9 protein-coding genes and 2 tRNA genes are annotated in these 10,742 nt (G+C 64.8%); 1 reads left to right on the top strand and 10 read right to left on the bottom strand.

The features are described from left to right. Positions 1-250: 250 nt before the first annotated feature. From cas2e to G6020_RS15800, 10 genes are all read right to left on the bottom strand, one after another. A complete protein-coding gene (gene cas2e, locus G6020_RS15845; protein WP_182611264.1) occupies positions 251-592 on the bottom strand; it encodes a type I-E CRISPR-associated endoribonuclease Cas2e in 342 nt (113 codons plus the stop codon). Continuing rightward, a complete protein-coding gene (cas1e, locus tag G6020_RS15840) occupies positions 586-1,554 on the bottom strand; it encodes a type I-E CRISPR-associated endonuclease Cas1e (RefSeq protein WP_182611263.1) in 969 nt (322 codons plus the stop codon). Before cas1e ends, cas2e begins: the two co-directional genes overlap by 7 nt. Before the next feature lie 3 nt (positions 1,555-1,557). Beyond that, the gene (cas6e, locus tag G6020_RS15835; RefSeq protein ID WP_182611262.1) at positions 1,558-2,229 is read right to left on the bottom strand and encodes a type I-E CRISPR-associated protein Cas6/Cse3/CasE; all 672 of its coding nucleotides are present in this window, start codon (positions 2,227-2,229) and stop codon (positions 1,558-1,560) included. A gap of 8 nt (positions 2,230-2,237) precedes the next feature. Further along, a complete protein-coding gene (gene cas5e / locus G6020_RS15830) occupies positions 2,238-2,927 on the bottom strand; it encodes a type I-E CRISPR-associated protein Cas5/CasD (protein WP_182611261.1) in 690 nt (229 codons plus the stop codon). Continuing rightward, entirely contained in the window at positions 2,924-4,048 is a 1,125-nt protein-coding gene (gene cas7e, locus G6020_RS15825; protein ID WP_182611260.1) for a type I-E CRISPR-associated protein Cas7/Cse4/CasC, read from the bottom strand. Before cas7e ends, cas5e begins: the two co-directional genes overlap by 4 nt. Positions 4,049-4,078: 30 nt before the next feature. After that, complete coding sequence (gene casB, locus G6020_RS15820; RefSeq protein WP_182611259.1) at positions 4,079-4,717, bottom strand: type I-E CRISPR-associated protein Cse2/CasB; 639 nt, start codon at positions 4,715-4,717, stop codon at positions 4,079-4,081. After that, positions 4,714-6,375 carry a type I-E CRISPR-associated protein Cse1/CasA gene (casA, locus tag G6020_RS15815; protein WP_182611258.1) on the bottom strand — a complete coding sequence of 554 codons (1,662 nt, stop codon included), beginning with the start codon at positions 6,373-6,375 and terminating at the stop codon, positions 4,714-4,716. The genes casB and casA overlap by 4 nt, the downstream gene beginning before the upstream one ends. Next, positions 6,372-9,194, bottom strand: a complete 2,823-nt coding sequence (gene cas3 / locus G6020_RS15810; protein WP_182611257.1) for a CRISPR-associated helicase Cas3' — start codon at positions 9,192-9,194, stop codon at positions 6,372-6,374. Before cas3 ends, casA begins: the two co-directional genes overlap by 4 nt. 353 nt (positions 9,195-9,547) lie before the next feature. Further along, positions 9,548-9,621, bottom strand: a tRNA-Met gene (locus G6020_RS15805). A gap of 19 nt (positions 9,622-9,640) precedes the next feature. Beyond that, positions 9,641-9,713 (bottom strand) — tRNA-Thr (locus G6020_RS15800). Between the two features lie 129 nt (positions 9,714-9,842). On the opposite strand from G6020_RS15800, the gene G6020_RS15795 reads away from it, so the two are divergent. Further along, positions 9,843-10,565: a glycosyltransferase family 2 protein gene (locus G6020_RS15795; RefSeq protein WP_182611256.1), complete on the top strand. Its 723-nt coding sequence runs from the start codon at positions 9,843-9,845 to the stop codon at positions 10,563-10,565. The last annotated feature ends 177 nt before the right edge of the window (positions 10,566-10,742 follow it).

Raw genomic sequence — 10,742 nt, 5'->3', positions numbered from 1 at the left:
AGCCCCGCCTGCGCGGGGACGACGAGGGAAGCCAGCCCGGTTGGCGCTGGGGCTCCGGAACAGCCCCGCCTGCGCGGGGACGACGGAGGCAGATCGGTGTCCGGCAGCGTGGGGTTGGGAACAGCCCCGCCTGCGCGGGGACGACTGGCCGCGTTCGCGATCGGGGACGGCGCCATGAGGAACAGCCCCGCCTGCGCGGGGACGACACTGGCTGACCAGCGGAAAATGGAGCAGTACTCGGAGTTCTAGTTTACTTTCTCCGGCGCAGATGCGACGCAGCAGACCAACCTCTACGCATTCCGGTGGTGCGCTTACTAGAGGTGGTTCTACGCATCACACGTAGCCCCTCGAAATCCTCTACCGACCAGTCGTGCCGATGGACACGAAAGTCGAACCCTTGCTCTGTTTCCCTTGTCGAGTAAGTCATGATCGCTCGCCCGTCTTTCACGAGTTCAAGGATGAGCTTCCAGAGCTCATCACGCAGCCTCGCATTGACTCTGCCCACGAACACTCCTGGACTCACTTCGATCAACCATCGAGTCAAGTGACCCCGTAGCCCGGCTGGGCAAGCTGTGAGGACAATCGTCACCATGGCACGTCCTCGCTGTAGTTCGTACCGCCAGACACCCGCCCGAGTTGCTCATCCCAGAGTTCAATCACCGTCGCGAGCCCGTCCTCACCCTCATCTTCCGTTTCCGGTAGCAACAGAAAACGTAGATCAGCCACGCATCTACTGAGGATCCGGTGTCCACGCATCGCGTCGCGAACCTGCCTCCTGACGGTGGAGGCGAGCCCCGCAAGCGCTTCAGGGTCATCTTGATCCATCTGTTCAACCGACTGGAATGCAATGGGCACGGTGATGGCCGATTTGTACAAATCTGCAATATCGTAGATGAACGACCTGTCGTGACCGGTGTGGACGAACCCCAGCCCCGGCGAGCATCCGATAGCCACAATCACCGCATGGACTACGCCGTACAAACACGAGTGCGCGGCAGAGAGGGCCTGGTTGATCGGATCCGACGAGTCGAAGTCGTCCACGGTGAACTCTCTCCGCGACCACTCCACGCCGGTCGTGACCGACCAATCCCTATACGACTTCCGCACGCGCGCACCCTCCCGGCCGCGCAACTGCTGCATGGTCAGACGCGATACGTCCTCACCTGGAAAGCGCATCGCGTACATCTCCCGCGCAACAGCGAGACGGGACCGATTGTTGCTGACTAATCGCGCCTGAGCTTCGAGCAGCTTCGTCGACCGTCCCAATGGTCTGCCGTGGGCGTAGTAACGCACCCCGTTCTCACCCGTCCACACGACCGACGATCCACTATCGGCGAGAACGCACATTGCTTGGTGGGTGACCCGCGTACCCGGGCCCAGCATCAGCACCCCGAGCGAGGCGCTCGGGATATGGATGACCCCGAGTTCATCGGTGGCGGTGAGCGCATTCGCGTCTCGCCCGATAGTGCAGTGTTCCAAGTAGAGGAAGGTGACTCTGTCCTCCACCCGGGTCAATTCCCGGGACTTGGAGGGACGGATTCCGGGTGTCTTCACGATTCACCTCCGGCCGAGTGGCGCCAGTGTGAGAAGCCCGCACCCATATGCCTTGGCCTTGCCGACGCCGTTGGTCAAAGTGCTGCGGAGTGCGTCGACATCAGTGACTCGGATCGCCCCATCGAATTGGGACCTCGATACTGTCACCGTGGCTCCCTTGCGTTGGAAACGCGAGATCTCACGCGACGTCACCGCGACGGCGGGAACCCTCTTCTCATCGTCGAAGACTCCACCGGCGTCGATGAACTCCACACCGAGTGAGGACGCACGATCAGTGAGCCAACCCAATTGTTGATCGACGGTCACATGGGCGAACCGACGCTTCTTCCCGTCCTCCCCCGTGACGATTCGGCTCGGATTGGCGACCAACCGGAACGAGTATTCTTGACCCAATGTGATCCGATCGAGCACACGGCCATACGGACGCACGTCCCACGATTCCTGATTGGACCAGCCGGCTTGCTCCTGGATGTGCTCGAACGACGGAGCGGTCGGGCTGAGGATGTACAGCGCCAAGTGGTCACCGTCGCGATCCATACGCCAGAGAACACGGCCTTCTCCGTGTGCGGTCGGGGGGAAGGACGACATCACAGCGGCGTGCACGGTCTGCGGATTGCCGATCAGGAGTCGGGTGCCCCGCCGACGCGGATTCAGGTGCATTCGCGACAAGTACATAGGTGGCCTCACAACATGCTCATGGGGTCATGGCCGACTCCCGGACGCCCGAGTGGATTGTCGACGATGACCTCCGTGTGGACGACCGCTCGCACTCCGTGCCTACGGTCTCGGGGGTCGAAGCTCACAGGATGATCGGAGATTAACTCGTCCTGGACCGATCCTTGCGTGGCGTCGAGGGTCACCGGGAGGTGAGCGGGCGACGAACACGTCTTCCGATACCAATCCGAGGCTTGCCACGGCTCGTCGCTCAACGCCTGTTCGACTCCGGGGTCCCGCATCCCGAGAACCACGCGTCCGGCCGGTGGGCATGATCGACGCCCCAGATAAACGGGGAAGACCGGTCGACGGAGCGCCTCCCGCAGACCTTCGAGGAGCTCGTCCTCCCCTTCGACCGCGACCACGAAACATGCGTCACTCAAGTAGTGACGAGAGGTGAGTGGCTTGGACTTCCCGGTGCGCCAGTCGATGCTCGTCTGGAAGTCGCGAACGAGCCGGCCCTGCTGATCGCTCCGGACACCGAACCGCAGACTAGCGAGGTCCTCGATCGGATCGGTGCGCCTCCGGCCAGACGCAGCGGCGAGCAAGCCCACGACCCCGCTCTTGGTCGGTTCCCTCCTAGTCGTGCGGTCGTTGAACCGACTCGAGTCGCCCCATGCCTGAAGCGGGCCGGCGAGTCTGAGGAGAAGCGAGGTCACTTCTCTTCCACCCTTTCGCGAACCTGCTCGCCCACCAGGCGGACGACACCGTTGAGGTCGGCCCGCTGACCGATCTCCCCGAGCTTCTCGAGCGCCGTCTCGGTCGCCGCGGCACCTGCAGCGAGGAACGCACCGGCGACGGGGAGGGTCCCGTAAGCGGCATCCTGGTCGGCCGCGTGTTCGGCCAATCGCAAGACCGCCTGCTCCGTGCGACCGGTGGTCGACGCGATGGCGGATTCGAAGGCTCCGACAAGGTTGACCGGCTGATCGTCTCGGACTTGGACCAGGACGAGGTCGGCCCGGGTCCTGTTCGCGAAGGTATTGCTCTTGCCGGTGGGCATGGACACAGCGAAGGCCCGTACGAAAGCTTCGGCCGCCTTGGCAGCGGCCTCGATCGACCCGAGTGAGGCGGCGAGCGCGTCGGCGTTCACCGTTGCGTACCGGTACATCGTCGATGACACGAACTCGACAGTGCCGATCATTCCCGCGCCTGCATTGTCCTCCGGCGCCTTGTCGTCTACCGCGGTGAAGTAGTCGAACTCGTTGGAGGCGGGGTGCACCGAGATCGCGTGAGCCACCTGACAGCAGGCGTCGACGTTGAGGTCGGGCGCATTGGCGATCATGCGGCCGAACAAGGCTACGTCGATAGAGGTGTCGTCATGGAACGCCTTCTTGACCGACTTCTTGTCCGGAGTGCTGTCGACGGAGTCGATGGCGAGTTCCGCGAGGGCCGAAATTTGGGCACGCGAGAGGAAGATCAGGTACTCGGTCTGCGGTACCTCCCGCTTCTCGGAGGATTCCTTCTTCTCCTTGGCCAAATTGATATCCACGACCTTGAGCACTTTCGCGGCGAGATCCTCGGCGGACTCCTCCAGATCGGGGCGCCGTGCGACGATCTCCCCGATCATTTGCTCGACGACCCGCTTGGTCCTCACCCCGAGCTCCGCGGTGTCGAGGTGCGAAGAGAACTCGGCGCGCGTGGCCCGCTTCCACGCTTGACTCGATACTCGAGACCTGCGAACCCCGCCGTACACCGCGGACTTGGGCGAGCCCGTGTCATCTCGATTGATGTTGGAAGGCGGAACCGTTTGGATGATATGTACGTCGATATAGGTAGTCATTGCTACTCCTGTAGTGAGAGGGCTGAGGACTCAGTTCTTGGACGGGGGCTGGTGGGCGTTCGGGCGAGACCTCGGCGCGGTGTACAGATCGCGCGCCCACCGAAGCTTCACCCTGGTCGCTCCTTCAGGCGAGTGAAGCGACGCAACGTCCGACGCGAGTCGTCCGTAGTCCAGCGGGATCGACTTGGCTTTGAGGAGGAGGACGATTCCCCTCAGGTGATGCACGATCTCAGGGAGTTCGTCTGCCGTGACCAACGCCTGAAACCGGCGAAGCGTCGCCTGCTCGTGTTCTTGCGCGTCGTTCGGGGTGGCCAGCTTTCGCACCGCGGATCCCAACCTCGCGGACGGACCGCCGACGTGCATCGGTTGCGCCTGCGACTGCTGATGGAGCGCGAACAGGGTCAGAGCGATGTGCGCGGCGTATTCGTAGGGGCCGACGTCGTCGCCCTCTCCCACCAGTTCTTCGGGAAATCCCGCGTAGACCTCTCCCCACGCCTCGGGTTGAACAGCGATATCGGCGCCGACCGCGCGTCGCATCCGAGCGAGGGACGCCCGGGCGGAGCTGTCGCCGGCAGAGAGACGCTTATGAAGTCCGACCGCCCTACTTCGCACGTAGCTTTCCAGCGTCTCGCGGCGCGTGCCTGCCTGTGCGGGCTCGGTGGTGATCATTGTTCAGTCCTCTCGGTGGTGCTGTCGTCGGCGTAGTTGGTTGCCGGGAGGTCGTCACGAGGCAGGAAGGGCAGTGCCTTGGCGAGTGACCGATGGAACCACAGGTCCGCCTGCCCCACGGAAACCACATGCCCGGAGTGCTCGCGGCCGCGCCACGCTGCCGGCGGGGCGTTCCGCACCAGCTCCTCCCCCCTGGCCGCGAGCGTCCGGCGACACCCCTCACGCCAGCTCTGAAGACTTGCGTCGGGCGATGTCTCCGGACCGAGGTCGCGCAGCCAGCGTCGGAATGCACGATCGAGTTCCTCGTAAGCGCCGGACACGGCACCCTCGCGGGCGGGCCCCGCGTCACCACCCGCCGCGACGACCAGATTGTCGGCGAGGCTCCCGAGCGCCCGGATCGCGGCGTCGGTCTCACCGACCGCGGTCGTGGCCGCCGCGCGATGTGCACCGGAGGAGACGTCTGCGAGCACGCCGGCGAAGGCGAGCCGATCAGCGAGGACGGTGGAGATCACCGCCATCTGAGGGCCGTACTCGACCCCTGTCGCGACGATCCTCACCTGGAATCCAGGAGGGAGCACTTTCTCGCTCACGAGCTTGCCGACCCAATTCACCACTCCGGAGGGGCGGGCGGACTCCGCATCCCCGTACTTGGTCTTGACCTTTGCTCCGGACGGATCTGGGAGCAGTGTCTCCAGACCGCGCCACAGCGCGCGCCCCCTGGTCAGGGATCTCGGCATGTAGATGATCGACTTCGCCTTGGCGGTCTGCGGTTCGCTGAAACGCCAGGGCGTCATCAGTTCGTGCTCGCTCTGGAGGGTGTACGGGATGGGATCGCCGTTGCAGATGAGCACTTCGGCGACCTCCCCCTCCTCAACGTGGAGGCGCACCCGTCGTTCAGGCCACGTCAGGAGTCCGAGCTGACCGAATGGTCCACACATCTCAGGCGATCTCACGTCCTGGGTCAGGTGCTGCTCTTCCTCCCATAGAGGAATGTCCCTACGGTCGTACCTGCGATCTAGCACCAGGTTGAGCAACAGAGTCTCGCGGAGGTTCGTCCCCTCGATGTACTGCCCGCCCATCCAGCCCGCCCATCCGACGGGCGTCGGGTAGCCCTTCCCTCCCTTCACCCGTTGATCGCCTACTGCGCCTGACTTGATTCCCGACGGGTCATAAGCCTGACAGTGCAGGAGCCACCGTGAAGCCTCCCCCAGGCCCAGAGAGATCGACGGATCTCGTCGGCGAAACATCGCCCCGGGACCGGGGCAATCAGGGACGAGCAGTTCGAGGCTGCGCCACTCCCCTTTGGAGGTGTGAAGGTCAGGCACCTGCATGAACGGTCTCTGCGAGTCGAGGAGGTCAAACCGAGGCTTCCACGCGTCCAGGTATGCGGTGAGCCCTGCTGCGGGAAGCCTGTCTTGATTCCACAGTTCCTCCCACACGCCTTCCGGATCGCCGGTCGGCTCCGGCGCCACCGCGCGGTACAGCACGGCGAGCAGTACCCGCAGCACGGCGAAGTCCTGCGTGGGCAGCTCGCCCGCGAGCCTTTCGATCCTGTGCGACTCGGTGAGCGCCTCCGACAGGCTGACTTCCCGGACCTCCCCCTCGACGTCGCGGATACGGATCCAGGGCTTGTCTACGAGGTTGAATGTGTCGGTCATGCGTCCCCCTTGACCCGGACGGTCAGTCCGGTCGAACGGTCGTACTCCATGTGCAGGTCTCCGATCCGGACCCACAGGTCCTCGTTCAGCGGCAACGGCAGCATCCCTTTGAGCCATGGCGACTTCTGCCACCCCGGGATCCCACGCGTCTCCAGCTCCTCGATGAGCCAGGCTTCCCGTTTGCCACGAAAAGTCCAGGCGGGAAGTGAGACGGTGCACATCGCCACGGCTCGCGCCAGTTCGTCGTCGACACCTAGATCGGAGTCGACCAGTTCGTCACCTCGTCGCTCCAGCCACGGCAGGGACCGAACGCGGCCGTCGACCTCACGCACGACGACTACATCGAGAGAATTCTCAGCGTCTCGGACCTGGGCGTGTCCGAGCACCTCTTCCCTGGGCTCGTCAGATGATCCCGAGTTCCACCCGTAGGCGGGCCCAGGACCCGGTGAGCGGAGAAGAAACGCCCCGCTGCGACGCTCTCTCTCCGCATCGGATTCCTGCCGCCGTTTCTCGGCTGAGCGCCAGTCGTCCTCCCACCCAGCTGGCGGGACAGCGTCTGGTGAGTAGGCGGCACGGACGAGGTCTGCGACGTCGCGAGGCGACTCCACTATTCCTTCGGTGCGTTCGAGGTGATCACGGAGCACTGCCGTCGTGCGCAATAGAGATGCACCGCCGTATACATAGGATGACCCCTTGTCTACGGTCGGGCTCGATCCATCGGACGAGAGCTCGACGCCGCTGATGAGGAACCTCGGTGTCGCCGCGATCCCCGGCCTGGTGCCGGCCGGTCGGTCGTGCCTGTGCAAGCGGCCGGCTCGTTGGAGGATCAGATCGATTGGAGCAAGGTCGGAGTACATGAGGTCCGCATCGATATCGAGCGAACTCTCGATGACCTGAGTCGACACGATCACCATGCCGGGGGGTCGTCTGCGTCCGATCGCCGGTGGGCCCAGCAACTCCTTGACCTGACCTTCACGGTGGAGCCTGTCTGCAAGGATGAACCGTGAGTGCATCAACATCGTCCGACTGGATCCCAGCTCGTTGAGAAGGGCGGTGTAAACCTCCTGCGCCCGGGCCACCGTGTTCCGCACGACGACGACGCAGACTCCGCTGTTCACCGCGTCTGACACCGACTGGACAAGCTCAGCGTCGTCGTCGCCGACGAACTCCATACGATAGGCGGTCTCCCGGCCGCTGGCCGCTGGCTCCGTCAGAGTCGGCAGTCCCGACCCCACCCGGACGATCAGGGGGAACGCGGTGGCAGCAGCTGTCGCCTCGAAGTCGGGTCCCGGTCGGCTGCCCGCCACGATCTGCTCCCCCACTGCCGCTGATCGCCCCCTCCGATATGCCGCGAGCATCGCGCATCGGCGCTCCGGCGTGAGGGTCGCGGTCAAGGCGACGACCGGAACCCGTTCAGCACCGAGCCACTCCAAGGCCCGGTCGAGGAAGTGGGACATGTAGCTGTCCGCCGCGTGTACCTCGTCGAGGACCACGACCTTTCCGACGATCCCGAGGTGCCGCAGCATGAGATGACGAGACTGCAGCGCAAGGAGAAGCACCTGGTCGATGGTCCCGACGGTGAAGTCGGCGAGCGCCGACTTCTTCCTGGCCCGGAGCCACCAGTGCGCGGTCAGCGATCCGGCACCCGAGGGGGAATCGTCGTGGATACCCGCCAGCCCCCTATCCGGGACAACCGCGGACAGGCCCGTGAACTCGTCGTTGAATCGCGCACGACTGTGGGTCAGCAGTGCGGAGGCGACTGTTCCGGCGGGAACACTGCGATCGAGCCATGACAGTGTTCGGCTGAACATCGCGTCGCTCGTCGCACACGTGGGGAGCGCCACCGTCAACCCACCACATCCGAATTTGGCCGCGATGACCTCGGCTGCGGCGAAGGCCGCCTCTGTCTTACCCTCTCCTGTCGGTGCTTCGATGAGCATGAGCTCGGGTTCGATCATGAGTCGCGCCTGTTCAACGGCGGCGAGTTGCACCGGCCTCGGAGACGCACCTTTCGGCAGCTCGAAACGGTCGGCGAAAAGCGCGGCATCATCGAGTGGAGGGCTGGGCGACCAAGGCCTCGGCAGAGCGAGCGCAGCCAACCCCCTGGCCGCGCGGTCGCCATCTTCCCCATCAGTCCCGTACGGGAACAACTCCGTGTTGGACGCAATCCAATCGCACACCACGACAAAACCTGCGAGGACGACCTGCGCCGCCTGGGAGAGTCCCACAGTGGCCACCTGCACGAGATCTGCCTCAGTGATCTCGGAGAGCCCCACAGCGAAGTCGATCGCCGATCGGCGGGATTCGGCCCAGATCGCGTCCGACTCCGGCAACTCCTGGGGCGGCCCTGGAGGGAACGTCCCGTGATGACCGGCCAGCACCGCCGAAATCGTCGAGGCCTTGCCGCGGCCCCCGATGGCTTCGAACAGCCACTCCCAGAGGCTTCTAGCGCTCACCGATCCGTGCGGCCTCTCCCTGCGTTGTCCCGAGCTGACCGCAGCGTTTGGTATCGCGAACCCCACGCGGGACATTCGCTCGCGCAACTCGACGTTCTGGCTCGCGAACTCCTCGCTGATCTTGCCGACATCGTGAGCGGCTGCGAGGAAGACCGCAAGCGAACCCGCCAGAATCTGGCTTCCCGTCTCGGCCGCCACGACTTCTCGAGAGGCGGGCGGCATCCATTCCATCCATAGACGGTTCGCCACTTCGGCGGAGTCAGCCATGTGACGCCACAGCGGAAGCCAGGCACCGTCATCGTCGGGCGACTTCGCCCACGCGAGCGACCACGGTCCGTCCGGTGGGCGGATCTTCGCAGTCATGTCAGACCCCTCGTGTACTTGTTAGGTGATGCAAGTCACTGTACGGGGTCAACATGATAGTTGCAACCCTCTCTTACTCTCCCACTTAAACATTAGTGACTGACTGACACTTGGTCTCGGTAGCGGTTAGCCATGGGGCCGAACGGTGTCGCACCATTCGGCCCCATGCACACCCGACCGAGATCGGGACAACTCACACTCGCCCGCCTAAACCGGAACAGCGCCTCGCGAGAGGCGACAGGGATCGGGTATGCCGATCCCTCAGAGTGATCACCTTCAAACTAGGGCACCGCGCCGTGGAACGACGAAACCGGCGCCCCCTACGAGGTGCCGGTTCGTGTCGTATTCTCTTGTAGCGATACCGGGGATCGAACCCGGGACCTCACGATTATGAGTCGTGCGCTCTAACCATCTGAGCTATATCGCCGTGCCCGGTGTGCCGTGCGAGCCCCCTGACGGAATCGAACCGTCGACCTTTTCCTTACCATGGAAACGCTCTACCGACTGAGCTAAGGGGGCCAGCCACCCCGGGTCGCGAATCACTCCGCAGCTCGGGGTTAAAGCCTCTAGCAGATTACACACACGCTGGAACAGTGCACAAATCGCCCGGTTGGATGGGGTCGGCGCCCCGCTGGCAGGATGAGGGGCATGCGCATCTCCGTGGTCGTCCCCGTCCTCGACGACGCCCACGAGCTCGCCGGGTGCCTCGCGGCCCTGCGTCGCCAGACCAGGACACCGGACGAGATCGTGGTGGTGGACAACGGTTGTGCCGACGACAGTGCCGAGGTGGCCCGCGACGCCGGGGCCAGGGTGGTCACCGAGGCCGTGCGGGGCATCCCCTCGGCCACGGCCACCGGTTACGACTCGGCCTCGGGAGACGTGATCGCCCGCCTGGACGCGGACTCCCGCCCGGGCCCGGACTGGGTGCAGCGGATCGACAAGGCGTTCACCGAGGACCCCGAGCTCGTGGCGATCTCCGGCCCGGGCGAGTTCATCGGGCTCAGCGGCTGGCGGGCCCGCGCCGCCCGGCTGCTCTACATGGACGCGTACTTCGTCTCCGTGGGCGCCGCGATGGCGCACCCGGTGCTGTTCGGGTCGAACCTGGCGATGCGGCGCGAGGCCTGGGATCGCGTGCGGGACGGGGTGAACCGATCGGACCCGGAACTGCACGACGACATCGACCTGTCGTTCCAGTTCGGTGCCGCCGACCGCCTCCGGGTGGACCGGTCGCTCACCGTGGGCATCTCCGCGCGCCCGTTCGACGATCCCGCCGCGATGCGCCGACGGTTCTCCCGCGCGTTCCGGACGATCGCCCGCAACTGGCGCATCAGCCCGCCCTCGCAACGCTGGATGGCCCGCGTCCAGCGCTGAGGCCTCAGACGCGTCCTCGACGTGCGCGCCCCGGAGGTCGCGTGACCGCGGGGGCGGCGAGCGGCGTCAGGACCAGACGAGCACCGACCACAGAACGATCTGCGTCACGCAGAAGCCCGCCAGCATGTTGAGCACCAGGAAGCGCTTCCAGCCCTCGTTGGTGCGCTCGGCATCGGC

Origin of the sequence: Dietzia sp. B19, assembly GCF_014145155.1 — a bacterium.
GTDB classification, from domain to species: Bacteria; Actinomycetota; Actinomycetes; order Mycobacteriales; family Mycobacteriaceae; genus Dietzia; species Dietzia natronolimnaea.
The sequence above is the reverse complement of the archived record's forward strand: the minus strand, read 5'-3'. Positions and strand labels throughout refer to the sequence as shown.

What these genes read in the sequence shown, in the direction of transcription:
- cas2e (WP_182611264.1), bottom strand. Translation starts at nt 592, where the DNA reads ATGGTGACGATTGTCCTCACAGCTTGCCCAGCCGGGCTACGGGGTCAC.
- cas6e (WP_182611262.1), bottom strand. Translation starts at nt 2,229, where the DNA reads ATGTACTTGTCGCGAATGCACCTGAATCCGCGTCGGCGGGGCACCCGA.
- cas7e (WP_182611260.1), bottom strand. Translation starts at nt 4,048, where the DNA reads ATGACTACCTATATCGACGTACATATCATCCAAACGGTTCCGCCTTCC.
- casB (WP_182611259.1), bottom strand. Translation starts at nt 4,717, where the DNA reads ATGATCACCACCGAGCCCGCACAGGCAGGCACGCGCCGCGAGACGCTG.
- casA (WP_182611258.1), bottom strand. Translation starts at nt 6,375, where the DNA reads ATGACCGACACATTCAACCTCGTAGACAAGCCCTGGATCCGTATCCGC.
- cas3 (WP_182611257.1), bottom strand. Translation starts at nt 9,194, where the DNA reads ATGACTGCGAAGATCCGCCCACCGGACGGACCGTGGTCGCTCGCGTGG.
- G6020_RS15795 (WP_182611256.1), top strand. Translation starts at nt 9,843, where the DNA reads ATGCGCATCTCCGTGGTCGTCCCCGTCCTCGACGACGCCCACGAGCTC.